Source organism: Rhodococcus sp. NPDC056743, assembly GCF_042790355.1.
GTDB lineage: Bacteria > Actinomycetota > Actinomycetes > Mycobacteriales > Mycobacteriaceae > Rhodococcus_F.
In genome coordinates this window covers 239,214-262,884 of record NZ_JBHTZI010000007.1, presented here as the reverse complement: position 1 = coordinate 262,884, position 23,671 = coordinate 239,214, and the positions used below count along the sequence as shown (strand labels likewise).

32 protein-coding genes, 2 tRNA genes and 1 pseudogene are annotated in these 23,671 nt (G+C 59.3%); 15 read left to right on the top strand and 20 right to left on the bottom strand.

Annotated elements, in window-relative coordinates:
* Positions 1-43: 43 nt before the first annotated feature.
* The 4 genes from ACFRFQ_RS17900 to ACFRFQ_RS17885 all read right to left on the bottom strand — a co-directional run bounded on the left by ACFRFQ_RS17900 (position 44) and on the right by ACFRFQ_RS17885 (position 4,263).
* Positions 44-901: a carbohydrate ABC transporter permease gene (locus tag ACFRFQ_RS17900; RefSeq protein WP_378660233.1), complete on the bottom strand. Its 858-nt coding sequence runs from the start codon at positions 899-901 to the stop codon at positions 44-46.
* Complete coding sequence (locus ACFRFQ_RS17895) at positions 901-1,851, bottom strand: carbohydrate ABC transporter permease (protein WP_138872934.1); 951 nt, start codon at positions 1,849-1,851, stop codon at positions 901-903. Before ACFRFQ_RS17895 ends, ACFRFQ_RS17900 begins: the two co-directional genes overlap by 1 nt.
* Positions 1,848-3,200: an ABC transporter substrate-binding protein gene (locus ACFRFQ_RS17890; protein ID WP_378660228.1), complete on the bottom strand. Its 1,353-nt coding sequence runs from the start codon at positions 3,198-3,200 to the stop codon at positions 1,848-1,850. Before ACFRFQ_RS17890 ends, ACFRFQ_RS17895 begins: the two co-directional genes overlap by 4 nt.
* 64 nt (positions 3,201-3,264) lie before the next feature.
* Positions 3,265-4,263 (bottom strand): sugar-binding transcriptional regulator, encoded by a 999-nt coding sequence (locus tag ACFRFQ_RS17885; protein WP_378660225.1) that lies wholly within the window; start codon positions 4,261-4,263, stop codon positions 3,265-3,267.
* A gap of 143 nt (positions 4,264-4,406) precedes the next feature.
* Here ACFRFQ_RS17885 and ACFRFQ_RS17880 point away from each other — a divergent pair, with 143 nt between their 5' ends.
* Together ACFRFQ_RS17880 and ACFRFQ_RS17875 are read left to right on the top strand one after the other, a co-directional pair.
* Complete coding sequence (locus ACFRFQ_RS17880) at positions 4,407-5,417, top strand: NAD(P)-dependent alcohol dehydrogenase (protein ID WP_378660623.1); 1,011 nt, start codon at positions 4,407-4,409, stop codon at positions 5,415-5,417.
* A gap of 7 nt (positions 5,418-5,424) precedes the next feature.
* A complete protein-coding gene (locus ACFRFQ_RS17875) occupies positions 5,425-6,897 on the top strand; it encodes a mannitol dehydrogenase family protein (RefSeq protein WP_378660222.1) in 1,473 nt (490 codons plus the stop codon).
* Here ACFRFQ_RS17875 and ACFRFQ_RS17870 read toward each other — a convergent pair whose 3' ends face one another.
* Positions 6,898-7,416, bottom strand: a complete 519-nt coding sequence (locus ACFRFQ_RS17870; protein ID WP_378660220.1) for a DinB family protein — start codon at positions 7,414-7,416, stop codon at positions 6,898-6,900. It abuts the gene before it with no gap.
* 91 nt (positions 7,417-7,507) lie between these two features.
* Here ACFRFQ_RS17870 and ACFRFQ_RS17865 point away from each other — a divergent pair, with 91 nt between their 5' ends.
* Complete coding sequence (locus tag ACFRFQ_RS17865) at positions 7,508-8,038, top strand: hypothetical protein (protein ID WP_378660217.1); 531 nt, start codon at positions 7,508-7,510, stop codon at positions 8,036-8,038.
* A 106-nt stretch (positions 8,039-8,144) separates the two neighbouring features.
* Here ACFRFQ_RS17865 and ACFRFQ_RS17860 read toward each other — a convergent pair.
* A tRNA-Ile gene (locus ACFRFQ_RS17860) sits at positions 8,145-8,218 on the bottom strand.
* Positions 8,219-8,396: 178 nt separating this feature from the next.
* Here ACFRFQ_RS17860 and ACFRFQ_RS17855 point away from each other — a divergent pair.
* The 3 genes from ACFRFQ_RS17855 (at position 8,397) to ACFRFQ_RS17845 (ending at position 9,737) form a co-directional block, all read left to right on the top strand.
* A complete protein-coding gene (locus ACFRFQ_RS17855; protein ID WP_258957221.1) occupies positions 8,397-8,594 on the top strand; it encodes a hypothetical protein in 198 nt (65 codons plus the stop codon).
* A gap of 103 nt (positions 8,595-8,697) precedes the next feature.
* Positions 8,698-8,910 (top strand): hypothetical protein, encoded by a 213-nt coding sequence (locus tag ACFRFQ_RS17850; RefSeq protein ID WP_378660649.1) that lies wholly within the window; start codon positions 8,698-8,700, stop codon positions 8,908-8,910.
* Positions 8,911-9,575: 665 nt separating this feature from the next.
* Positions 9,576-9,737, top strand: a complete 162-nt coding sequence (locus ACFRFQ_RS17845; protein ID WP_378660214.1) for a hypothetical protein — start codon at positions 9,576-9,578, stop codon at positions 9,735-9,737.
* Between the two features lie 307 nt (positions 9,738-10,044).
* Here ACFRFQ_RS17845 and ACFRFQ_RS17840 read toward each other — a convergent pair whose 3' ends face one another.
* Positions 10,045-10,308, bottom strand: a complete 264-nt coding sequence (locus ACFRFQ_RS17840; protein ID WP_378660211.1) for a cyclic-phosphate processing receiver domain-containing protein — start codon at positions 10,306-10,308, stop codon at positions 10,045-10,047.
* 507 nt (positions 10,309-10,815) lie between these two features.
* On the opposite strand from ACFRFQ_RS17840, the gene ACFRFQ_RS17835 reads away from it, so the two are divergent.
* On the top strand, positions 10,816-11,160 hold the full coding sequence (locus ACFRFQ_RS17835) for a DUF2510 domain-containing protein (protein WP_378660208.1): 345 nt from the start codon (positions 10,816-10,818) through the stop codon (positions 11,158-11,160).
* 26 nt (positions 11,161-11,186) lie between these two features.
* The gene (locus tag ACFRFQ_RS17830; protein WP_378660205.1) at positions 11,187-11,675 is read left to right on the top strand and encodes a hypothetical protein; all 489 of its coding nucleotides are present in this window, start codon (positions 11,187-11,189) and stop codon (positions 11,673-11,675) included.
* Between the two features lie 98 nt (positions 11,676-11,773).
* On the opposite strand, the gene ACFRFQ_RS17825 is transcribed toward ACFRFQ_RS17830, so the two are convergent.
* The gene (locus ACFRFQ_RS17825) at positions 11,774-12,703 is read right to left on the bottom strand and encodes a recombinase family protein (RefSeq protein WP_378660203.1); all 930 of its coding nucleotides are present in this window, start codon (positions 12,701-12,703) and stop codon (positions 11,774-11,776) included.
* Between the two features lie 95 nt (positions 12,704-12,798).
* A complete protein-coding gene (locus ACFRFQ_RS17820; protein WP_378660200.1) occupies positions 12,799-13,221 on the bottom strand; it encodes a holin in 423 nt (140 codons plus the stop codon).
* 32 nt (positions 13,222-13,253) lie between these two features.
* Between ACFRFQ_RS17820 and ACFRFQ_RS17815 the strand changes: the two genes are divergently transcribed.
* Together ACFRFQ_RS17815 and ACFRFQ_RS17810 are read left to right on the top strand one after the other, a co-directional pair.
* A complete protein-coding gene (locus ACFRFQ_RS17815; RefSeq protein ID WP_378660197.1) occupies positions 13,254-13,391 on the top strand; it encodes a hypothetical protein in 138 nt (45 codons plus the stop codon).
* Between the two features lie 136 nt (positions 13,392-13,527).
* Positions 13,528-13,896, top strand: a complete 369-nt coding sequence (locus ACFRFQ_RS17810; RefSeq protein ID WP_378660195.1) for a hypothetical protein — start codon at positions 13,528-13,530, stop codon at positions 13,894-13,896.
* A gap of 20 nt (positions 13,897-13,916) precedes the next feature.
* Here ACFRFQ_RS17810 and ACFRFQ_RS17805 read toward each other — a convergent pair whose 3' ends face one another.
* The 4 genes from ACFRFQ_RS17805 to ACFRFQ_RS17790 form a co-directional block, all read right to left on the bottom strand.
* Positions 13,917-14,222 carry a hypothetical protein gene (locus ACFRFQ_RS17805; RefSeq protein ID WP_378660193.1) on the bottom strand — a complete coding sequence of 102 codons (306 nt, stop codon included), beginning with the start codon at positions 14,220-14,222 and terminating at the stop codon, positions 13,917-13,919.
* A 52-nt stretch (positions 14,223-14,274) separates the two neighbouring features.
* Positions 14,275-14,568 (bottom strand): glutaredoxin family protein, encoded by a 294-nt coding sequence (locus tag ACFRFQ_RS17800; protein WP_378660190.1) that lies wholly within the window; start codon positions 14,566-14,568, stop codon positions 14,275-14,277.
* A gap of 68 nt (positions 14,569-14,636) precedes the next feature.
* Positions 14,637-14,834 carry a hypothetical protein gene (locus ACFRFQ_RS17795; RefSeq protein WP_378660187.1) on the bottom strand — a complete coding sequence of 66 codons (198 nt, stop codon included), beginning with the start codon at positions 14,832-14,834 and terminating at the stop codon, positions 14,637-14,639.
* A 39-nt stretch (positions 14,835-14,873) separates the two neighbouring features.
* Positions 14,874-15,050, bottom strand: a complete 177-nt coding sequence (locus ACFRFQ_RS17790; RefSeq protein ID WP_378660185.1) for a hypothetical protein — start codon at positions 15,048-15,050, stop codon at positions 14,874-14,876.
* A gap of 279 nt (positions 15,051-15,329) precedes the next feature.
* Between ACFRFQ_RS17790 and ACFRFQ_RS17785 the strand changes: the two genes are divergently transcribed.
* Complete coding sequence (locus tag ACFRFQ_RS17785) at positions 15,330-15,689, top strand: hypothetical protein (RefSeq protein WP_378660182.1); 360 nt, start codon at positions 15,330-15,332, stop codon at positions 15,687-15,689.
* Positions 15,690-15,797: 108 nt separating this feature from the next.
* On the opposite strand, the gene ACFRFQ_RS17780 is transcribed toward ACFRFQ_RS17785, so the two are convergent.
* From ACFRFQ_RS17780 to ACFRFQ_RS17770, 3 genes are all read right to left on the bottom strand, one after another.
* A complete protein-coding gene (locus ACFRFQ_RS17780; protein ID WP_378660179.1) occupies positions 15,798-16,226 on the bottom strand; it encodes a hypothetical protein in 429 nt (142 codons plus the stop codon).
* Positions 16,227-16,365: 139 nt separating this feature from the next.
* Positions 16,366-16,920, bottom strand: coding sequence for a hypothetical protein (locus ACFRFQ_RS17775; protein ID WP_378660176.1), 555 nt, complete (start codon positions 16,918-16,920; stop codon positions 16,366-16,368).
* 526 nt (positions 16,921-17,446) lie between these two features.
* Positions 17,447-17,749, bottom strand: coding sequence for a hypothetical protein (locus ACFRFQ_RS17770; RefSeq protein ID WP_378660173.1), 303 nt, complete (start codon positions 17,747-17,749; stop codon positions 17,447-17,449).
* A gap of 140 nt (positions 17,750-17,889) precedes the next feature.
* Here ACFRFQ_RS17770 and ACFRFQ_RS17765 point away from each other — a divergent pair, with 140 nt between their 5' ends.
* A complete protein-coding gene (locus tag ACFRFQ_RS17765) occupies positions 17,890-18,531 on the top strand; it encodes a hypothetical protein (protein ID WP_378660170.1) in 642 nt (213 codons plus the stop codon).
* Here the strand turns inward: ACFRFQ_RS17765 and ACFRFQ_RS17760 are convergent.
* Positions 18,476-19,213: a hypothetical protein gene (locus ACFRFQ_RS17760; protein WP_378660167.1), complete on the bottom strand. Its 738-nt coding sequence runs from the start codon at positions 19,211-19,213 to the stop codon at positions 18,476-18,478. The two genes, ACFRFQ_RS17765 and ACFRFQ_RS17760, sit on opposite strands and share 56 nt — an antisense overlap.
* A gap of 122 nt (positions 19,214-19,335) precedes the next feature.
* Here ACFRFQ_RS17760 and ACFRFQ_RS17755 point away from each other — a divergent pair, with 122 nt between their 5' ends.
* A complete protein-coding gene (locus ACFRFQ_RS17755; RefSeq protein WP_378660164.1) occupies positions 19,336-20,397 on the top strand; it encodes a hypothetical protein in 1,062 nt (353 codons plus the stop codon).
* 25 nt (positions 20,398-20,422) lie between these two features.
* On the opposite strand, the gene ACFRFQ_RS17750 is transcribed toward ACFRFQ_RS17755, so the two are convergent.
* Positions 20,423-20,698: a hypothetical protein gene (locus ACFRFQ_RS17750; RefSeq protein WP_378660161.1), complete on the bottom strand. Its 276-nt coding sequence runs from the start codon at positions 20,696-20,698 to the stop codon at positions 20,423-20,425.
* A 286-nt stretch (positions 20,699-20,984) separates the two neighbouring features.
* Between ACFRFQ_RS17750 and ACFRFQ_RS17745 the strand changes: the two are divergent.
* A pseudogene (locus tag ACFRFQ_RS17745) lies at positions 20,985-21,137 on the top strand (tyrosine-type recombinase/integrase); the annotation flags it as partial.
* Between the two features lie 136 nt (positions 21,138-21,273).
* Here ACFRFQ_RS17745 and ACFRFQ_RS17740 read toward each other — a convergent pair.
* A tRNA-Asn gene (locus ACFRFQ_RS17740) sits at positions 21,274-21,346 on the bottom strand.
* Positions 21,347-21,482: 136 nt separating this feature from the next.
* Here ACFRFQ_RS17740 and ACFRFQ_RS17735 point away from each other — a divergent pair.
* Positions 21,483-21,734, top strand: coding sequence for a hypothetical protein (locus ACFRFQ_RS17735; RefSeq protein WP_378660158.1), 252 nt, complete (start codon positions 21,483-21,485; stop codon positions 21,732-21,734).
* A 1-nt stretch (position 21,735) separates the two neighbouring features.
* On the opposite strand, the gene dnaG is transcribed toward ACFRFQ_RS17735, so the two are convergent.
* A complete protein-coding gene (gene dnaG / locus ACFRFQ_RS17730) occupies positions 21,736-23,655 on the bottom strand; it encodes a DNA primase (protein WP_378660155.1) in 1,920 nt (639 codons plus the stop codon).
* Between the last annotated feature and the right edge of the window lie 16 nt (positions 23,656-23,671).

Below are 23,671 nucleotides of genomic sequence, written 5' to 3'. Positions count from 1 at the left end.
CGAACTCCTGAAAGTGTGAGGCGAGCTAGTGGATTGCACCGGGTCATTTGATGGCGCCGAAGGACAGACCGCGCACGAGTTTGTTCTGGGCGAACCACCCGGCCAGGATGACGGGAAGCGCCGCCATGGTTGCCGCTGCGGACAGCCGGGCCCAGTAGAGGCCCTCACCGGTGATGAATCCGACCAGGAACACCGGAATCGTCTGCGCTTGAACAGCCGTCAGGTTGACTGCGAAGAAGAACTCGTTCCACGAGAAGATCACGCAGATCAGCGCTGTGGCAGCGATTCCGGGCGAGATCAGCGGCAGGATGACCTCACGAACCGAGGTCCACAAGCTCGCGCCGTCCATGCTGGCGGCCTCGAGGAGTTCGCCGGGTACTTCGAGGAAGAACGAGCGCATCATCCACACCGCGATCGGCAGATTCATCGACGTGTACAAGATGACCAGCGCCCAGATGTTGTCGAGCAATCCGATGTCGTTGACGATCACGTACAGCGGCACGATCGCTGCCACGACGGGGAGCATCTTGGTGCTGATGAAGAAGAACAGCACATCCTGCGTCTTCTTCACGGGGCGGAGAGAGAGCGCAAACGCTGCCGGAACACCCAGTAGCAGAACAAGAATCGTGGACATTCCGGTTGCGAATGCCGAGTTAGCCAGCGTGGTACCAAGACCCGAATCGAGAACGGCACGGAACTGCTCGAGCGTCGGGGTGAAGAACAACTTCGGTGGATCCGTGTACGCGTCGGCCTCGGTTTTGAAGGCCGTCAGAACCATCCAGAAGACCGGAAAGAAGAAGCCGAGGGCGACAATCCACGCCACCACCGACCATGGGCTGAACTTGCCGCTTTTCTTCTGCTTGACAATCGGCTTGTCGGTTGTCGTGTGTGCGGTAGTCATCACGCAGCCTCCTCATTACCGGTGAAGCTCTTGAAGATCAATCGGAGCGCGAGTGTCGACACGATGATGGTCGCGATCACTGTCACGACGCCCATCGCCGCGGCTTGACCGACGTCGAAGCCGAGGAACGCACGCTGGTAGATGTAGAACGGCAGGTTCGAGCTGGCCACTCCTGGCCCTCCCGACGTCATCATGTACACCGCGTCGAAGGTGTTCACGAGGTAGATCGCACCGAGTACCGCGCCGAGTTCGATGAAGCGGCGCAGATGCGGCAACGTCAATTCGCGGAACATCGCGAACGGCTTGGCGCCGTCGACCCGTGCGGCTTCGAGAATGTCGCGGGGCATGGACTGCAGCCCGGCCAGGATCAGCAACATCATGAAAGGGGTCCACTGCCAGATCAGATTGATCATGACCGCGGCGAGCGGGAACTTGCTCACCCAGTCCACCTGGCCGACGCCGAACGGCTGGAGAACGAAGTTCACGATGCCGAACACGGGGTCGAACATCGTTGTCTTCCAAAGCAATGCGCCGGCGACCGGGGTGATGAGGAACGGCGTGATCAGCAGGGTTCGCACAATTCCGCGACCCAGGAACGCTCGGTCGAGAAGCAGTGCCAGCGCCAGTCCGAGGATCACGGACACGATGACCGTACCCACGATCATGATGACCGTGTTGACAGCCACCTCACGGAACTGACTGTCCTTGAACACCTCGATGTAGTTGTCCAGGCCGTTGAATTGCCGTGATCCCGGCCGCACGAGGTTCCACGACTGCGTGGAGTAGTACAGCGTGAACAGGAAGGGGATCTGAGTGACGACGATCGAGAAGATCAACGCCGGCAGCAACGGACCTCGCCGACGCCACCCCTCGGCGCGAGAGATCTTCTTGTCGATTCGGACCGGCGGCGCGTCGTCCACCGCAGTTCTGGGCTCAGCAACCGTAGTCATCGGTTCTCCTGATAGGTCTTGCCGACCACCTCGGCATACTGCTGCGATTGTTCGAGTGCTTCTTTCACACTCTTCTGACCCGCGATGGCAGCGCTGATCTGCTGGCTGACGCGAGTGCCCAGGTCCTGAAACTCAGGAATGGTGAGGAACTGGACGCCGGTATACGGAACCGGTTGCACTGTAGGGTTTTTCGGATCTGCGTTGTTGATAGATTGGAGTGTGATCTCACCGAACGCCTTGGCTGCTTCCTGGTACTCCGGAATCTCGTAGGTCGAAAGACGACTTCCCGGCGGCACCCTCGACCACCCGAGCTCCGTACCGACTCTCTGGATGTAATCCTTGTTTGTCATCCACGAAACGAACTTCCACGCATCGTCCTTGTTCTTGGCCGACTCCGGGATACCGAGCGCCCAGGTGTACAACCATCCTGGATCGGATTTCTCGACCTTCGGAGCCTTCGCGTAGCCGATGTTTCCGGGCACCTTCGACGACGCGGGGTCTTCCAGCACCGAGACAGCCGACGTCGCGTCGTACCACATCGCCGTATTTCCCTGTGCGAATTGTGTTGCGCACTCACCGAATCCACTGGTCGCCGGGCCCGGCTGACCGTGTTCCTTGACGGTGTCGACATAGAACTGGACGGCGTCTTCCACCTGTGGACTGGTCAGCTGCGCATTCCAATCTTCGTCGTACCAGCGGCCGCCGAAGGTGTTGATCACGGTGTTCAGTGGTGCAAGCACCTCACCCCAACCTGGCTTACCACGAAGGCAGATGCCCGACATCTTTGCGTCGGGGTTGTCGAACTTCTCGGCCCACCCGGCAACTTCCTGCCAGGTCGGATCTTCGGGAACCGTGATGCCGGCCTGGTCGAACAGGTCTTTGCGATACATCAGGAACGACGACTCACCGTAGAACGGGACGGCGTACATGCTGTCCTCGTAGGACAGCGACGTCTTGATCGACGGAATGAAATCGTTTTCGTCGTAACCCGGTGTCGCATCGGCATACTCGGACAGATTTACGAGCCAACCGTTGGCAGCCCATTGCGGCGTCTCGTAGTTGCTGATCATGACTACGTCGAATTCACCGCCACCGGTAGCTGTCGATGCCGTGATCTTGGCGCGCGCCTGATTCTCGGAAAGGCTGACGAACTTGAGGTCGATCCCAGGGTTCTCGGCTTCGAAAGCGGGCGCCAATTTGATGGCGTCCTGCATTTGCGAGTTCGACACCATCGCAATGGTGACGGTTCGTTCGCCGGAACCACCGAGTGCGCCCGCACCCGCACATCCCGACACCAGGAGGCAGAGAGCTGCAGTAGCAGCGCCCCACACTCGTCTTCCTGTTTTCACGGATTTACCTTCCTTCACACTCACGTGTCAGTTGCACGCTCGGCCGGCTGAACTCGTAAGAGCGCTAGCTTTCGAGCAGCCACTGGGCGCACTCGACATCGGTGACGAGTACGTGTGCCAAACCTCCGCGCAATGCGCCCAGAACGGCCTGGCGTTTGTGTGTTCCCCCCGAAATCAGAATGGTCTGATCACAGGATTTCACTGCTTCGAGCGATACGGAGACCGTGCGCTCGGGCAGTGGCCCCTCCACTGGAGTTCCGTCGATCGTGTAGAAACGGCCCCCGATTTCACCGACCGCGCCGCGACTGTCCAACTCGTCGAGCATCGTCGAATCGACAAAGCTGCCGGCAAACAACGTGGTAGCCGTCGATACGGCGCCAACACCGAAAACCATGATGTCGGAATCAGTTCCGGCCTGCAGGGCCTTCGATATGACCGAATCGTTTCGCATCGACTCCACAGTCGCCGGATCGGCGTACAACGGAGCATTGAGGCGAATCGGATTGGCCTGCAACTGTTGTGCACATCGGCCGATAGTGAAGTCAACGCCGGTTTGATAGTCGGTCACCGTCATGGAGCCGTCAAGTTGTACCACAGCCGAGCACTTTGCGGCCCGGTCCGGCAAAGAACCAGCCACCGCAACGGTTTCCGGTCCCCACGTGAATCCGAGAACGCTCGACGGTTGCAGACGCCGAACCAATACGTCAGCAGCGCGGCGGCCCAGCGCATCGTAGTCAGGATCGTCTGAATCCGAATTTGCTTCGGGGACAACCAGAACTTCAGCCAGCCCGAAATGCTTCTCGAGTTCGGACTCCAGTTCCGTGTTCACCGAACCTTCCAGCTCCGGTGGAACCAAAATTTCGACCCTGACCAAACCTTGTGACCGTGCCCGAGCCAACAGGCGACCCGCCGTCGGCCGCGAGACGCCGAGTTTTGCAGCGATTTCCGCCTGAGTAGCACCTTCGAGGTGATACATCGTTGCCGCCCGCAACGCGAGTCGGACATCCTCGGACGCCGGCGTCTTCGACGTCTTGAGTCCTGTTGGCTGTGCCGACTGGTTCACGCGTTCTCCTTGTTGATTCATTTGACGCTGCTTCATGTGATCGTGAGCAGATGCTCACTAGATGTTCTTATGCTCATTAAGCTAACATCTACGTTGTGACCCACACAACAGTTTCCGGTGAATCACTCGATCTACCTGCAACAATTCGGGCAAATGTCCTGATTGAAGTCGGAAAGATGCAGATGGAGGAAAGACCGCGACCGTCGCCCGGACCCGGCGAAGTCCTCGTCCGCGTCCACGCAGTCGGCGTGTGTGGATCCGACGCGCACTATTTTCGTGAAGGCCGTATCGGGCCCTATGTGGTCGACGCTCCCCTCGTTCTCGGGCACGAGGCGTCAGGCCGGATCGCAGCCGTCGGGGACGGTGTTGATCCCAGTCGCATCGGACAACGGGTTTCCATCGAACCGCAGAAGCCCGATCCGACCAGTTCGGAATCGAAGGCGGGAAGGTACAACCTCTGCCCACACATGGAGTTCTTTGCGACGCCTCCCATCGACGGTGCGTTGACGGACTACGTCACGATCGGTGCCGACTTCGCGCATCCCATCGCTGATTCCGTGTCCTATGAAGCCGCGGCGCTGTTCGAACCCCTCTCCGTAGGCATTGCGTCTGTCCAGAAGGCGGGCATCACCGCAGGGTCTCGAGTCCTCATCGCCGGCGCCGGACCCGTCGGAATCGTGACCGCGCAGGTAGCCAAGGCTTTTGGTGCCACCGAGGTCATCGTCTCGGACATCGATGCGGCCCGGCGCGAGGTGGCACTGAAATTCGGCGCAACCACCGTGGTGGATCCCCGCGAGAGCGATGTGCGTTCCCTCAGCGTCGACGCGTTCATCGACGCGTCGGGTGCCACGGCCGCCGTGATCGACGGCATTCACGCCGTTCGGCCCGCTGGCACAGTCGTTTTGGTAGGAATGGGCGCCGACGAAATCCCTTTGCCGGTCCCGATCATTCAGAACCGCGAACTGATCCTGACCGGTGTGTTCCGATACGCCAACACGTGGCCGATCGCCGCCGCACTGGTCGCTGCCGGCCGTGTCGATCTGGATTCGATGGTCACAGCCCGCTTTTCACTCGAACAGTCGCAAGAGGCCCTGGTAGCTGATCGCGTTCCCGGCAGCATCAAAGCCATTGTCATCGTCGCCGAAGGAGACTAGAACTTTCATGGAACTCAACACGAAGACCCTGCGCGACTTCGATGCTTCACTCGAAGTGCCGAACTACGACCGGAGCAAAGTCACAACCGGCATAGTGCATTTTGGCGTCGGCGGCTTTCACCGAGCACATCAGGCGATGTACATCGACACCCTCCTGCGACGCGGCGAAGGCTTCGACTGGGGCATCTGTGGTGTGGGAGTGATGCCGTCGGACAAGCGGATGAAGGATGCGCTCGGCGCCCAGGACGGTCTGTACACCTTGGCGCTCAAGCATGCTGACGGAACGCTCGAGGGCCGGGTCATCGGGTCCATCGTCGAGTACCTGTTTGCTCCGGACGATCCACGCGCGGTCATCGAGAAGATGGCGTCGGAGTCCACAAAGATCGTGTCCCTCACCATCACCGAGGGCGGTTACAACATCTCGCACACGACCGGCGAGTTCGACGTGTCCAATCCTGATGTCGTACATGATCTTCGGCCAGGCGCGCTCCCCCGCACGACTTTCGGACTGGTCTGCGATGCCCTCGCCCTTCGCCGAGAACGCGGCCTCGCACCCTTCACGATCATGAGCTGCGACAACATCGAAGGGAACGGTGCCGTCGCACGAACAGCTTTCGGAGCATTTGCCGCCCTGAAGGATCCCGAACTTGCCGAGTGGATCGAGCAGAACGGCGCGTTCCCCAACTCCATGGTCGACCGGATCACACCCGTCACGACAGCCGAGGTGACCGCCGAGATCGCGCAGGCATTCGGCGTCGACGATCATTGGCCCGTCGCGGCGGAACCGTTTACGGCGTGGTTTCTCGAAGACGAGTTCACCGTGGGCAGACCACCTTTGGAAAATGCCGGCGTGAACATGGTGCCGGACGTTCGCCCGTACGAACTCATGAAGCTACGCCTTCTCAATGCCAGCCATCAGGGCATTGCGTACTTCGGCTACCTCGCCGGATACCGTCTCGTTCACGAGGCATGCCAGGACGAACTCCTGTCCGGTTTCCTGCTCGACTACATGAACCTCGAAGCGACCCCCACCCTCGACCCGGTGCCAGGCGTCGATCTTGACCAGTACAAGAAGACGCTCATCGAACGATTCTCGAACCCGCAGGTCCGCGACACGATTGCGCGTCTGTGCGCCGAATCGTCCGATCGAATTCCCAAGTGGCTCCTGCCGGTCATCCGAAAGCAACTCGACACCGGGGGCCCCATCAATCTGTCCACCGCAATAGTGGCCAGCTGGGCTCGCTACGCCGAGGGTGTCGACGAGCACGGCAACCCGATCACCGTTGTCGATCAAATGGCCGACACGTTGGTGCCCCTCGCTCAGAAGCAGTCGGTCGACCCTCTCGCCTTCATCGGCAACCGCGCCGTTTTCGGCGACCTGGTCGACAATCGACGATTTGTGGCGAGCTTCCGAACAACTCTCGATTCCTTGCACTCCGTCGGTGCCCGGAAAACTCTGGAGGAGGAGCGCGGGCTCTGACTACTCCGAAACGTCGTGCAGGTGATGGATCGGGTCATGGATGAAGTACATCGCCAATGATTCGACGGTGAACGCCGATCCGTCACTGCGAAGCCCACGCCTATCCAGCTGGTCGTCGGCAACTGATTCGAATGCGCTCGCAACGGCTTCGGCTGCGACGGCCAATTCCGAAGCGACTTTTCCCGGATCCTGCTCGTTGTAGCGATCGGCAATCGCTGTCGCGTCCTGGTCCCAGTTCTCGAACTCCGGATCGTCGAATTCGAGCATCTGCTCGAGCCGAATCTTGAAGATCCTGAACACGTCACGCACGTGGGCGGAATACTCCAACGCGGACCAGGTTTCGCTGTTCGGCCGTATCGCCACGTCCTCGCGCTGCAGCACCTCACCCCAGGCCGCCACGTTCCTGCGGACTAGGTCGGGAACATCCGCGAAGGTGATGGTGCTCGAGTCGAACCCACACTCCGTGCAAGGGCGCTCGAGCACCCAGGTCCAGTTCTTCGTGTCCGGCGTAATCGGCATAGCCCGAGACTAGCCCGACTGCCTATGAGAAGAAGTTCACTTACCACCCAAAAGGTGTAACGACCGGTCTCTTTTTTGCTACCTATTTCCTATGACACAACCTCAGCCGCCGTTTCAGCCGGACTCGAACATCGATCACGCGTGGCACGACGGCTACAACCTCGGCGTCAATCACGGCATTGCACTGGCACCCAAGCGAACACACCCTCTGATCTGGGTTCTCGTCGGCGCGGTTGGAACTATGGCAGTCGGTGGATTTATCGCCGGTGCGATTGCACTGGTCAACAAAACAACCAAACCCGGCTCCTTTGCAATTACAGGGACGATGAGCTTGTCGTCGAGCGATGCACAACGGATCGGATCCGGCTGCGTCGGAGACGGTGGTTACGACGACATCCGACCGGGCGCCGAGGTGAAGGTCACCGACGAAGCCGGAAAGACGCTGGCAACCGGCCGCCTGGAGGGAGGCGAAACTTCGAACGGTGAGTGCGTCCTACCATTCACCGTAAGCGGTGTTCCCGCCGGAAGCACGTTCTACCAGGTCGAGATATCCCATCGTGGCGGGCTGACTTATTCCGAAGCCGAAGCGCGTGAGCCGCTGGCATTTTCGCTCGGAGAATAGCCGGCACGCTACAGCAACCATGCCAACTGCCGGAGCGCTACGAGAGCTGAGATTCACACAAGTAGAAGAAGACCCTGCCTCGACCTACGAGACAGGGCATCTGACGTGGGGCGGGCGGGGCTCGAACCCGCGACCAATGGATTATGAGTCCACGGCTCTAACCGACTGAGCTACCGCCCCATCCGAGTTGCATGACATCTCGGCGAGTCCGAATGTTACCGGCACCGCCGACGCGAATCACAACCGGGCAGGGTGTGACTGGTTCAACTCATATCGAAGCAGGTAGCTCGACTTGGTTCGCACGGGTGCCGGAACCCGATAACGTTGGAGAGCACACCCCACTGAACAGGATCATCACATGAAGCTTGCACTCTCTGAATTCAAGAACTCCAAGGCCACGATCCGGATCATCATGTCCGACGGCGCGAAGCTCAACGGCACCGTCAAGGACTTCACTGAGGACACGTTGGTTCTCAACTCCCCCAACGGGGTCTACTACATCAACCCGGCCCACATCGTTCGCTTGTTCGAGCCTTCGGACCGCGCAGCGAAGTAGACGCTCGCACCACGAACACCGAGGCCCGGCGCAGAAACCTGCGCCGGGCTTTCGTATCGAACGACCATCAGCTTCGAACAACCACCGACCAGAAAGGCATTCCATGAAGGTCACCGCCACAGTCACAAGATCCGGCGATTGGTGGGCAGTCGAAGTGCCCGAGGTCGACGGAGCATTCACCCAAGCTCGCCGACTCGATCAGATTCCCGAAATGGTCGCAGACGCCGTACACCTTCTCGCGGGTGCTCCCGCGGAGGATATCGAGGTCACGCTCGACATCAACCAAACCCACAGCCCCGGCGCGCAATTCGAGTAGCCTGCGGTCGGCCAATTCGACCCATGGAGGTGGGTCACAATTGCGTTGCAGGGATCTTTCATTCACGCATCGCGGGACAAAAGTCCAGTGCGTCAGCGCGTTACGTGCGAAGCTCCTGCCATGTGGTGGATTGCCGAAATTCTTGTCGGGTGGGCTGCTGCCGGCGCCTATGTTGCGATCTGGCTCGGCCGCGCCATCAACAATGCCGAACTGGAGGAACCGCACCGCTTCTCGCGCTGAGTAATTCCGCCGGCACCGAGGCGCAGGACTACGGTGGACATGCGGGGTCAGCCCGGCACGGATAAGGGATTCCTATGTTGTGTGCTCAACGTGGATGACGACAAAGGCCCCCACTCTCAGCGATGAGAGCGGGGGCGTCGTTCATCTTGCGGGAGGCAATCCGAAGAGGAAGTAGTCCCAAAACGACAGCGGCTCTCGAGGGCTGTGTGCTCAACCGACAAGAACCTGAACCGCAAGGCTGCGAGACCGCATGCTAACCCCGACCGTCGCGGCCTGCGAACCGTGTACCCACCTGGTCGTGATCGAAACGAGACATAGGCAACCTTGCCCAACAACCACACGTGAGCAATTCAGGATGGGTGAAATCTGAGGTAACCCAGCGACCGGGCCTCGACCTCCATCCTTGCTGTGGCACACTTTCAGCTATGTGGTGGATTGCCGGAATTGTCGCTATCTGGGTCCTCGCGGCCACGTTTGCCGCACTCTGGATCGGACGAGCAGTCAGCCACACCGAACTCGAGGAATCCGCCGCCGAACTTCGACGTGCCGAGAGGCACGAAAAGCAGACGAATCATCGCCGCGAATAATGCTGGAACAGCCCAATGCGGAGGCCGGCGATCAACGGGCTACGGACCGAGGGAACGCCACAATCAGAACGCCGTCGTTTTTCATCGGCCGGCGGCCCGGAACGAATCCGTCCACCTTGGCTTGATTGTCCACAATGAGGGTTTCGATTTCGAACCCATTGGTTACATAATTGTTGTGAAGGACTGAGCGCGGCTCTGCCAGTACGTCCAGCAACGGGCTGTTGACGCCTTCGGGATGTTGACGTGCCGGCTGGCGTGTCCCGTCCCCGATTCGTCGGGGGCGGGGCATCAGAGCAATCCCGGGGGGCTATTTGCGGTACCGGTCGATCATCCCGATCAGCCACTCGGCACATACCCGGTTGGCGCAATGCACTCGAATATCTTTTGGCCACACACTGTTTTCGCGCATCCAGCGGATAACCGGGCGCGTGGTGTCGTCACCACCCAGCTCGTCACCGAGCGACAGGCGTTCCACCATGCCGAAACAGAGTGCGTCGATGGCCCCTGAGCTCGTCTGTGCCCATACCCAGCCATCGGGCGGCCTGCATGAGTTGTCGACCCAAAGGTTCATACTCAAGTCCTTTGTTCGTTCAACTCGGTTTGCCGCTGAGCACTTCTGGACCGAACGATCCGGCTCGAGTTGTTTCAGTGTGGCCCTTCGACAGCAATTCGTCCACCCCTAGCGTGACGTTCGGCTCTACTGTGAGCAATTCGCTGCCGGCTGGACGGTTGGCCTGACCGATTATCGAACCGGTGCTTTTGCCAAGTTCGGGATCAAATTGTGTTGAACCAAAAAAGTCCCTGACCCGCTGTTGCGGATCAGGGACTTCTCTGAACGCTCCCCCGGCTGGACTCGAACCAGCAACCGTCCGATTAACAGTCCAGGTCAAAGACATTCTGGGGCGGGACTGGCCGGGTGAAGCTGGAGATGTCGGGGTCGAACGGGAGTGGTCGGGCAGTGCCGGTGCATGACTTGTGACAACTGTGTGACAATTTTTAGTCCTGCGATCGTGCGACACCATCGTCCTTCGTCCGGACTGTCTGGTATGCATTACGGACACTTCCCGAAAGGTCAGTCATGGACGGCAAACGTGTACGCGGCGGTCTCTACCTTGCAGGTGTCATGGCCTTCGCGATAATCGTCGGCGGCGGCGCCATGGGCGACACTTCTCCCGCACAGATCATGCTCTTCCTGATCTTCATCGTTCTGCCCATCGCATTCGTCGTTCTCGTTGTCCGAGCCCTTATCCGAGTCGGCGACAAGCGGCCGCCACCTGTCCAGTTCGTTGCGCCACAGGCGGGGCTTGGACCAGGATGGTATCCAGATCAGCAAAGCCCCGGATTCATTCGTTGGTACGACGGCACACAATGGACGTCCCACGTGCAGCCCGCGAACACACCTCCCCCGCCTCCGAGTTACTGATTCAGGCAACCTGGTATGCATTTGCAATGAAACGAACGTTCCTTGCTGCAATTGCCGCCGCTGCCTTATTAACAGGATGCGGAACGGACAGCACTCCTGTTGCAGTGAACAGTGAATCGGCAACCATAGTGCCCAGCACTACGGTTGCCGCCACCGTCGAAGAAGTCGAAGCTCTCACTTCCACTGCCAACTTCCCGAACAACAACGACCCTGTCGGAGATGGCTTAGACAAGGAAGCACGCCAGAAGGTTCAGGAAGATCCGGAGGGCTCAGCGAAGCTCGCTATCGAGACATCAAAAATTGTTGGCGAGCCAGCCACTCCGGTCGAGGCGCAAACACTCGCAGGAATCGTGTGCGTAGGAATCAAACTAAACGACCTGGCAGAAGAATGGGGAGCTGAGGAACAAGAAGATATCGCCACCCAACTCGGAAACGAGATGGGGATGTCGCAAAGCGATACCCTACGGTTGATATCTCTAGCAGTGAAATACCACTGCCCCGAAGTAGCGAACTGATCGCAGTCCACAGTGAAGGCCCCACCGATTGGTGAGGCCTTCAGTCTTTTCAGATGTAAATTCTGGGGTGAAAATAGACCAGGAAATAGCCTACCCAGTCACTTCTTCCAGACGTAAACGATGCGCTCGTCATCAAGCCCACCCGGGCCGCGGCGGTCCGTCGGTTTCACAGTCACGTGGTCGAGAAGGATAGACACAACGTCTCGATACTGACGCAGCCCGGCCTGCTCCCGCCATTCAACGATCGCCGACGGATCAGGCTCAGGTAAATAAGCGAGCACTTCTTGCTGCTTCATCTTCAGTTCAGTCGCCGCGATATTCGCCCGAACTTTATCGGTGCCGGCGCGCATCGTTTCACGTTCGATGAGTCCGTCAGCGAAGTCTTCCCCGAGCGCGGTGTACCGGGATTGGAGATCTTCAATGCGCGCTTCTGCGGCGTCGCGTGAGCCGAGCTCATTGATCGACTTCGTCAACGCCGCCCGAAGTTTCGGTGACGACAACCGAGCGAGGACACGTTCAGTGACATCGGCGTCGAGGAGTTCCGCTTGAACGGACACCGTCGCGGGGCATTCACCACTACGAGTCGAGCAAGTGTAAACAGCTGCGCGACCGGTGGACGCTGACGAATACAAGGCCCGACCGCAGCCACCGCAGCGAGCGATACCACCCCCGAGCAACGCGACCTGAGTGCGGCCACCGGTGAACTTCGCACGCTCCGGATCAAGCAGAAGTTTGCACAGCCGGTTGTAAGTGCGTGTCTGGAGGATCGGCGGCACGTCAGCTAGTTCGACAAGTTTGTCGCCGACCTTCTTCTTCCCGATCATGCGAGGGTTGGTGAGGGCTCGTTTGATGGTGACCGGCTGCCACGTTTTCCCTGAGACGGTGGCGATGCCTTCTGCTTTGAGGTGTTCGACGAGGCCTCGGAGGGATCCGCCTTCGAGGAGGGTGGTTGCCATCATGCGGATTACGGGTGCTTCGTCTTCGATGGTGGCGTTGCCTTTGTCGTTCCAGCCATATGCACGGCTCACTGTGCCCCCTTCGATCACTGTATGTACTGCAACTGTAGCGGACGTGAGAAAGGGGAGAGACCACAACGGTCCCGCCCCTCACTCGCATACCTAGTTCAGCCGCGGAACTCCGTGATCGAACCTGTCGGATTCAAAACCAGAGGAGTCTCCACCGGCGCCGCGCTCGGCAGCCCCTTCGCCGATCCGAGATTGATCGTCAACAACGAAGTAAGCACGGAAACAACAACGGCGGTACCAGCGATGGTGAGGGCTTCAGACCAGTTGATGTCCGCGATGCTTCCAGTCAGCGGTATCGCCGCGACAAGTGAACCTGCACCGGTTCTCAGTGCACGGTCAGCGAGGTCGATGACAAAGTTCCCGGAGGTGATCGCAGTCGCTGTCGAGATCGCCAGGATGAACGACACGAAGGCTGCCAAGCCGGCGGAACCGAGTAGCGCTGCCCAGGACACCGAGGTGATAGTGACGCCGGCGCGTGACGGTGTCCAGATCATGAGTTTGGCGTTGGGTGTGTCTTTCACCTAGGTGAGTGCTTCGTCGATGAGTTCGAGGTGTGGGCGTTGGACTTGGATGGTCGGTTCGTGGCCGACTGCGAGTGCTCCGGGTGTGGGGGTCCGCCGATGGGGTTTCCGTTGCGGGCGTGCTGTTCTGCCAGCTTGTTGCGGAGGTGTTCTTTGTCGGCGGCGGGTAAGGCCCGCCACGCCCCGGACTCGAGGATGCTCATCGAATGCACCGCCGGACAGCGCCGGCGCCTCATGGAGGCAACCGGATGGTCTAATTGTCTGCTTGCACGACTGTGTCCAGGCATTCACAGAGGGAGACAGCCGTTGTCCAAGAGGGTGTATATCGGCATAGCGCTTGTCGCTTTCGTTGCAGGTTGGATCGTGCTGACAAGCGGTGCAGACATGGGGGCTCACCCCACGTTGTCCAAGCGGGATGATGCCCTTGTTGTGTGTGGATCCGCCCTGAACCCCGACACAGACTCTCCGAAATTCGCTGACAATTCTGTCTATTACACGGAGAACACGCCGGAAAGGACCCTGCCGAGGGGCCGGGAGTACGCGATTGGATGCGAAGACCAGCTGGCGCCTCGTAAGTGGATCGGCTGGATCCTTGTCGTCGGCGGTGCCGTTGTTGCCGGCGGAATAGCAGCGACCCATGTCAGGTCGCGGCCGGATGAGATTCGGATCGTCTAACCGGGAGCTTTGTTGATGCTTCAGGCCAATCCGTCGTCCGTTGGTCGCGCGCCCAGTCGATCCGGCCATTCCTTCGTCACGCCGATTCGCACGTTGTAGTACTTGGCCGCCTGGGGCAGGTTTGACACCGGCTTGTTGACCTTCGCATAGACCCAATGATGAACCGTCCATTCGCCGCCGTCCTTGACTGCGATCAGCGCCGGCGTCGACCACCCCCGCCGTTTCGCTTCTGCGACAAGTTCGCTCACTGAGCCAGCTGTGACGGCCGGTGCCTTCTCCCCACACATGTAGTACATCTTCGATTTCCACAGTCCGTACGTCGCCACTGAATGTCCTCGCTATCTGGTCACTTTCAAGGGTGACGGTACAGGTCATGAGTCAGACCTCGAGGCATTCGGCGGCGGACTGTGAGAGCTCCGCATCGAGGGCGGGCCGCATCACCGCGAGGCTGTCTGCGAGGGCTTTGCATTTGTCGGGGCTGTAGCCCTGCCAGTGCGTGTCGCCGCACTCGACGACGGGCGTGCTGAGATATCCGAGTTCCTGCACCCGCGCTTTCGCTTCCGGGTCGGTGATGACATCACAAACCTCGTACTCGACGCCGTGCTTGTCTAGCTTCGTCTTCGTCGCATCACACGGTGGACACCCTGGCTTCGTGAAGACTGTCACCTTCACTTGTTTTCCTCGGTTTCGGTTTGCTCGCCGGCCAAAATGCCGCCATGGACGAGCAATGTTTCGATCTCTCAATCGATCTGCGTGCGAGTCACCACGGTGACCTCTGATTTCGATGCGGCTTGCAAACCCAACATCTTCGACAACGAATCCAACGACGCCCGAGCAGACGCGATCAGTTGCGACTTCCCCACCAACTGCCCTTGCTTGTCCGCCGCTGTGATCGCTTCCCATGCCTTCGCGTAGAGGGCTTCGTAGCGGGCGACCATGATCTCCCGATAGTCTTCGGCGGTTTCACCTTCGACGCGTTACATGACACGTTTGACGGTCTTGTGGGCGTCTTGCCGACTCGAGTACCCGACCTCTGTGGCGATTTCGTCCCACGTTTTACCGTCACGACGCAGGCGCATCGCTTCGAGTGCGGTTTCTCGGCGGCCGAGGTCTTCGGGCCAGGTGCCGTCTGGGGTGTTGGGGTGATTTGTCATTCGCCTTTGTGTCATCCATTTCGGTGGGTACAGATGAGTGTATCTACTGCAATTACAGTGACGCGTTGTTGTTTACGACCTTCGAAGCAGCCGAAGTTCGACTGCTTGTTGGTCGATGTAGTTCAATAGCTTCGGGACGTCGAGCGAGTAGCGGAGTCCGCACATCGACAGCATTTATGCGGCATCGCCCGGTAGCGAACGCTGTGCGCGAACGTGACCCAACGGGCATGATGCGCGAATGAACTTCGCAGCCGCAGCCGCAGCCGCAGATAGTCCGTGGTGGCAGTCAGCCTGACCCCAATCGGATACGTCCTCGCCGCAGCGATCGCGGGCAGCGCCGCGATCAGGCTCGCCCGCAAGACGCCGCATGAGAACCTGAAGGTACTCGTCGAAATCAGGCAGGCCATGCCGCATGGCCGCTCTAATCTCGACGAGAACGGTGTACTCGACGCGGCAGTCCGGCACGAACTCGACAACATTGCGACACTCACCGCAGCCCGCGGCCGAGGGTTATCGGCGTACGCGTGGGCGAGAATCAAGGTCGCGTTCGCCCGAACTTATGATTCCCCTGGCCTAACAGGTTTGGCAATCGGAGCGATTATGTTCGGCGGTTGGGCGGTTGGGCAACGCTTCTTCTGACTGACCTACCCCGAACGCGAGAACGCCCGCCAGACACGAAGTCTGGCGGGCGTTTGTCATATTCAGGCGTATCTCGGTAATGCGTGCATATCGAGCGCATTGCCGAAGTTAGCCTGCTGGCACGAAAGCAGAAAGCTCCACTTTGCCAGCGGTTTCCTTCTCAGCCAAAATCTCTCCGCCATTTTCGTCCGTCAGTGAGGTCGCGCAAGTCCCACGGGTTGGATTCGTTGACACTGTGAGTGTTGCGCCGTCGCCGTCATCCGAAGAACCATAGTTTCTGGAAAGCGTTTTATAACCACCAATCGACTGGGTGGTGGAGTTTCGGCCAACCATGAACTCGTCGTCGACGACTCCGTAGGAGACCTTAACGACACCGACGCCGTCTTCTCCGCAATCGACCAACAAGATAACGCCCGCATCCGGACCTGTGGCTTTAGGGACAGACGAATCCTCGCCTGACGAACATGCAGTGAGTGCCGCAGCAACGCTGACTACAATCGAAGTGGCAAACAGTAGTCGTCGTGTATCACGTTTCATATATAGCTCCCGATTTGGTCATGCCGATAAGCGTTCTTTTGCGCAATCTTGCATTAGGGAACTCTGTGAACCTAATTCGTCCATTCGTAGTGTTCGCACGGTTCACGATCGCCTGAGTCAATCTTGGTCCAGCTCATGGTCATGCTTCTTCGAGTAGGTGATTGAGGTGCGGTTGGTGGTTGCGGACTGCGGTGCGGGCTGCATCGAATGCACTGCGTTGGTGTCGGAGTTGACCGCCGCCGACTTTCAGTTGCCAGTTCTTCGCCCTCCGTTCGGCCGCTGAGACGAGGTCAGGTGGGTAGGCGCCGAGGGGTTGGGATCCGTTTTTGTCGGGCTGCACAGTGACTATGGGGACGGGCCAGGGGTGGGCGAGGACGGCTCCGAGTACTTGCGCGGTCGCGAGGAGTGCCGTGGGGTTGGCGGCTGCGCCTCCACGTCCCATGTGCCAGTTCGGTTTCGTGATGGTTTCCACAGCAACAAGGGTGGGTTCGTCAGCGAAATCGACGAAGTCCGTGAAACCTGGCGTGAAGCAGCTTCTGACAGCCGCGACAACCGCTTGAAGGTAGTCGCGATCTGCTGGGAACAACTCCCCGACTGTCGTGACTGTGTGGGAGGCGAGGACTTCGCGGCCCCGGACAACGCAGACGCCGGTGTCTTTCGCGCCTGGATCAACACCAACCACGATGATGCCCATACTGTGACCTTCATGTTCTGGATAGTGGCGTGCTGTGGCTCAGCGGACTGCTGCGCGCGTTCCGGGGTCCTGTCCGCATAGATGTCTGGATAGGCACCCTCGATCGCCTGGAGAGCCTTGCGGGCAAGGACAGAAGCACCATCAGCGATGGCGTGCCAAATCTCCACCGACCGCGACTGCTCCCCGGGAGGAGTCACCGACGCCCGGTGCTTGAAGATCCCTTCCGGATAGGCCGGCGGAACCTCATACTCGACACCAGCCGTGACATCCAATTCGCGGCGAGCCTCAACCCGCTCCGACTTCTTCTGCTTGGCGAGACTCTTTCCGTAGACCACTTCGGCTGCTGCGGTGACGGATTGCGGCGCGAAGCGGCGACTCATGGAGGGTGTGACGTATTGGCTGACGGCAGGCCCGCGGGGTGTGCGACTGTTTCGGAGTCTGCCCTCCGCATGAGTTGACGCCGGCGCCGTGGGCGTCATTCGTTCGGCGATGGCGTGGGCTGTGCTGTCGGGGCGGCGTGTGCGTATCAGTCCACCTCTGCAGATCCGACGAGAATGGCGGCGGTACCGATGAGGTACGACACGGTGAGTGCAGCGGTGGCGATGATGAATGCGGGATGCCACCCGTAGAACCATGCGAGGGTGAACATTCCGCCGCTGATGTACATCGACATGCACCACGGGCACGTGACGAGATAGGCGAGGTCATTGTCGGGCCCGTACCGGCGGATGAAAAACGCGCGGAAGTGGCGGGTGATGTAGTCGTCGGTGACGAGTCGGGTTAGCCGCGCGGCGGCACCGAGCGTCAGCAGAAAGATCGTGATCGACACGATGCGCAGCTCCTCTATTTCGGTGGACAGAGTTGAGTGTATCTACCGTAACTCGCGATTCGCGAGAAGCCTGTGGCTACAAGGACCGCGATAGGTGTGAGATTCTCTGAACAACATGAAGCGAATCGGGGCGATGTGACGTGGCGGGAAGACGCCAGACCAAACATATTGGAAGCGAAGGCAAGCAAATCGACGCATATCTTGGAGCCGCTAACCAGGTTCTAAATTGCAGCCTTGCAAAGCGAGAGGAACTCGAAACTCTGGGCCAGAGTTTCACAATAACGCCAAATCTCGCTGGTAGCCCCGAACGACCATGGCGCATAGCCGTGGACCGACCCCATGAAGAAGAGATCGAAGCAGCGGCAGCGCGGTTGCGAAAAATAATGGTTGCGCAGGAAGAAGACGTGTACCTGGGCAAGATCCTCAAAATCATCGGTCGTTACACCGATGTGGAAGCTCGAGAGAATTGGGTCTCTCCGATCCTCCAAATGTGGGACGGCTTTACGGATATGCACTACTTCTCGGCTGGCGGGATACCGATTTCAGAAGGCGAGGGTGCGACCTTCCCGTTACTCAAGGATCGGCAGATCGCCATCGATTGGCTGTACGGCGAACTGCTCCACTATGACGTCGAGCGTCGAGAACGAATCAAACATGTCGGGGAAGAAACAAAGTTTCAGGCCGGCCTGCTGTGGGCAAAGGACTCGATCATCCTGGTCTGGTCGGTCAAGAATCTGATTGTTGCGTTGCAGGATTCGTCTCGACTGAAGGTTCCGCGCTAGTCGCGCTCACTGGTCGCAGAAAATCGAGATGCTCCCCCATACGTGAAGCGAGCGCAGTGAACAGACCCTCCGTTTCATGAATCGCCGCTTCGTCCAGCAGTTCTCCAGCCGCCGCCCTCGTGCGCTTCCTATCTGCGTTGATTTCGACCTTATCCACTACTTCTTTGTATGCCTCGTTCACCTCTGGTGAACTCACCATCGTCAACTCTTCATCCATTACCATGACCTCTGCCAAAGCCTCGTTGAACCTCGCGCCGATATGCTCAACATCCACGGCCGCACGTCCCGATCGTTCCGCTCTGTCAAGTTCAATCGACAATATGTGCACTTTCCGTGAGGCTCGAATTGCGGCTCGATACACCCCTCGAACTTCATCTCGGTATGCCCGATCCGAAACCGCCTTATGCTCGGCAGCCCAACCCTCGCGCTGAACATTCAGTTGGTCTATGTGTCGCTGCCGCTCATCGAGTCTGTTCTGTTTCTGTCCATGAAAGGCGATCCACGCTGCAGCGACGAGGAAAAACCCGCTCGCGAACCCCGCGATTAGTACGGCTTGCGGCTGCGTGAGATCCCAGTCGTGTAGGCGCGCGAATCGTCCGAGCGCGAAGCTGATCACCGCGGAAACGACAACGCCCCCTCCATATGCAGCACGTAGTAATCGCTTCTTTGTCCTCGGTTCCATGCGCATATCTCTACCTGAGCAGAGGGGCCAAGCGATAATCTCCCACCCAAAACGGACTGCGGATCTTCAGATGAAAGTTCGCAATGAGACTGGCAGCCCACCTAGTCGGGCATGATTACCTGATGACGAATGATGCAATTGCAGGGCCCTATCGAGTCGTCGAAGGTACGTTCAAACTGCCCGAGAACGCACTATTCAGCTCCGATCATCTCGGCACGTTCCATACGACAATTAACGGTCTCGCAATCACTCTCACTTTGCCGTCGTTTGAGGAGAACACGTCCGCTTCTTACGGGCACTACATTGTGGGACCTTCAAGGCACTACCCGAACCTGGAACCGCAGGACGACGTGGACAGCTTTTACTGGGGGTTCGCGGGTAGCCAAGCCAGGAATGACGACGGAACGCCCAACTCCAGCTGGACGATTATGGTGACCCGGTTTCGGTTTTCGACATGCGTTGAGGATTCGGACGAAGCCAGCAAGCAAGCTGCCCAGACGCTTTACGACGCACTAACGCAGTGGTGGGTCTGCGTCTCAAGTTGGATCGAACTGTTCACCCAGCAGGACCTAAATCCTCCAGTAATGAGCAGGCCTCAGGGTATCGGTCAGAACATTCCGTTCTGGTCGAGTCGGGATGGCAAGACTCCGCACTTCGTTGGTGTGGCAGATAGCGGAATTCTGAGGTGGCCGCGCTCTGCCCATTTGCTTGATGCCGAGTCATTTCAAAAGTGCCTTGACCTGACAGCTGCCGGTTGCGAACCGCCATTTGAATGGATGTTGATCAGAGACGCACGATCACTCATCCAGGCCGAGCATCACCGGCGTGCTGTTATTGATGCGGGTACTGCCGCGGAGTTGGCTTTGACCCGTTACATCGATGACAAGATGCGAACTGCAGCCGAATCCGAGAAACGTCGGCACTTGCTCGGAAAGATATCGACCCCTTCCCTGAAGCTGGACGAGGTGTTGCTTGCTCAACACCAGACACTCAAGGGGCGTTCCGAGTTGTTTGAAAAGCTTGGAGGGAAACTCCCCATCCAGTTTCTCGATGGTCTAGTTTTCCTGCGAAATAGCTGTGCGCATTCTGGCACACAACCGACTGAAACTAATGCCTGGCAAGCGGTTGAGATCGCAACTGAGGTCGTCGAGACTGTGCTCCCTCGCTGCTCCTTCAAACCGTAGATTGCTATCTCGCAGCAGGCCAGACTCACAGCGTCTCTTCGTTTCGGATGAAGTCGTCGGGTTGCATGAGTTGGTGGCAGGCGCCGCAGACGATTCGGCGGCCGGGTTCGATTTGGGCTTCCATTGCTTTGTATCCGGCGAGGCGTGTGCCGCAGAGCGCGATGCGAACCATGCCGGTCTGTTCGTGGACGTGGACGTCGGCGATGTGGGTGGCTGGGTTTTCGCACAGTGTGGTGGTGCGGACGTCGTACAGCGCGCATGTGGGTGCGAAGTCGAGGTGCCCGATCGGATCGTCGGCCATTACCCACACCATTTTCCGGTGGCGAGGAACGTGCCGAGTTCGTCGATGCACTGCTGCCAGGCGGGGAACACTGCGATGGGGTCTGTGTTTTCGGCGTGGTAGACGCCCCACCATCCAGACTCATCAGGAAGAACCTTGCCGCTACCCCAACCCTCGCCGACGAACTCAAAGCCGCCAAACGACAACAAGCGGCTGAAAGCTGGCCTTCGCCGAAGAGTACGGCGAAGGCGGATATGTCGTCTGCAACGAAGTCGGACACCTCTACACCCCGACCAAGCGATAGAAAGTGATCCTCGCAGATTTGGACGTCGCTCAGGTGCGACTCCACGATGCCCGCCAGACCTGCGGAACCCTCATGCACCTCCAGGGAGGCCCGATCGCGGTCATCGCAGCCTGGCTTGGTCACGCCGACAGCTCATTCACAATGCGCACCTATACCCACTCTCAGGCTGATGCTCTCGCAGCGGCTGCGACGAGTTTGGGATCACTTGTGACAATCCGTGAAAATCCTCGAAATTGTCGTGAACCAAAAAAGTCCCTGACCCGCTGTTGCGGATCAGGGACTTCTCTGAACGCTCCCCCGGCTGGACTCGAACCAGCAACCGTCCGATTAACAGTCGGAAGCTCTGCCAATTGAGCTACAGGGGATTGTCTTGCTCGCTTCGCCCGTTCCGGCGTTGCCTGAGAAACTGTAGCGAATCCACCGCCGAAGTACCAAATCGCCTGCCCAGCGAGCCATCAGGCAGGATGGAGGCAGGACGATCGGTGCTGGAGGGAAGCAAGAATGATGCGTTTGTTGATCGGTGTTGCCGCTGGGTACGTCCTGGGGACGAAGGCAGGCCGCGCCCGGTACGAACAGATCAGTAAGGCCGCGAAGGCGGTGGCGACCAGTCCTGCCACGAAGAAGGTGCTCGACGCGTCACGGCAGAAGCTGGCCGACTCGCTCAGCACGCAACCGAAACTCGAGCCCATGAAGCCGATCAACGAGGAAACCACGATCCTGATCCCCCATGACCAGTTGAAGAAGAACCGCTAGGTCAGACGCTGTTGTCGCCGACGGCTTGCTCGCGCAGCTGTCGGCGGTACTGCTCCAGGGCTACGAGGTCACCGAACAGCGAGTTGTACTCCTCGGGTGCTGCGGCGGGTGAGATGCGCTGCAGTTTCGATTTGAGGTCTGCGACCTGCTCGCCGACCCATGCCTCCTGCAACCGCGCGAGCACTCCGCTGATGTAGCGAGGAACTGTGTCCTCGTCGCACGGCATCGGTTCGACAGCCAGTTCGGAGATAACTGAGGCAACGGTCACATCTTCGACGCCCTTGGTCACGACCTCGATCCATTCGGCGCCGCCGTAGCCCTTGCTGGTGCCTCCGGAGTCGGACATCGACTGCCTGATTGCCACGTAGGCGGGATGGGTGAACGTCTCGACCGGCAGTGAGTCGAAGACCGTTCCCGCGATCCCTGGGTACTGCAGGGCCGCTTTGAGCACTGCTCGCTGCGTCGACAGCCCTGGGTCGTTGGGCCGGGGCCGTGAGATGCCGATCGGCAGTGCAAGCGCGTCGTCGCTCGGCTCTGGAATGACCTGACGACGCTTCGGTGCGGGTGAGGAACCTCGGGTGGAGGCACGTTTGCGAGCTTCGTCACGGACGCGTCGACGCACGGACGGAAGGTCGTCCCAACCGACCCATCCGCACAGCAGGTTCGCGTAACTGTCACGCAGAGTCGATTCCTTGATCTGCGCGACGACGGGGACGGTTCGGCGCAAGGCCTCGACGCGGCCTTCCGCGGTGTCGAGATCGTGTTCGGTGAGTATCGACTTGACCACGAACTCGAACATCGGAGTTCGACGGGCCACGAGGTCGCGGACCGCAGCATCGCCCGACGCCAGCCTCAGATCGCACGGGTCCATTCCGTCGGGTGCGACGGCAACAAATGTCTGCCCGGCCATCTTCTGGTCACCTTCGAAAGCCTTCATCGCGGCAGCTTGCCCCGCGGCGTCACCGTCGAAGGTGTAGATGATCTCGCCGCGAAAGTAGCTGTCGTCCATCAGGAGTCGGCGCAGCATCGCGAGGTGTTCCTCACCGAATGCGGTGCCGCACGACGCGACGGCGGTCTTGACGCCGGCCAGATGCATCGCCATGACGTCGGTGTATCCCTCGACCACCACAGCCTGATGTCCCTTGGCGATATCGCGTTTCGCGAGATCGAGCCCGAACAGAACCTGAGACTTCTTGTACAGGATGGTTTCCGGGGTGTTGACGTACTTGCCCGGCATGGTGTCGTCGTCGAAAAGTTTGCGGGCGCCGAAGCCGATCACGTCACCGGCGACGCTCCGGATTGGCCACAGGAGTCGACGATGAAAACGGTCGATCGGGCCGCGTCGACCCTCCTTGGACAGGCCGGCAGCTTCGAGCTCCTTGAACTCGAATCCCTTGGCCATCAAGTGCTTTGTGAGTGTGTCCCAGCCCTCGGGGGCGTAGCCGCAACCGAACTGCAATGCCGCAGCGCCGTCGAAATTGCGCTCGGTGAGGTAGTCGCGCGCAGCTTGAGCGTCTGGCTCCCGCAGGCGCGCCGCATAGAACTCCTGCGCAGCCGCGTTGGCCGCGATCAAGCGCGCTCGTGTGCCACGATCCCGCTGCACCGAGGGGCCGCCGCCCTCGTAGGAAATCGAGTAGTTCAGCCGGTCGGCCAACTGTTCGACGGCCTCGACGAAACTGATGTGGTCCATCTTCTGCAGGAAGGAGTAGACGTCGCCGCCCTCGCCGCAGCCGAAGCAGTGGTAAAGCCCATGGTTGGGGCGAACGTGAAATGACGGCGACTTCTCGTCGTGGAACGGGCACAGCCCCTTGATGGAGTCGCCACCCGCGCGCTTGAGCGAGACGTACTCACCGACGATGTCTTCGATGCGTGTGCGTTCGCGAATGGCCGCGATGTCTCTGTCAGAAATTCGGCCCGCCACGTATGTCAGTCTAGGC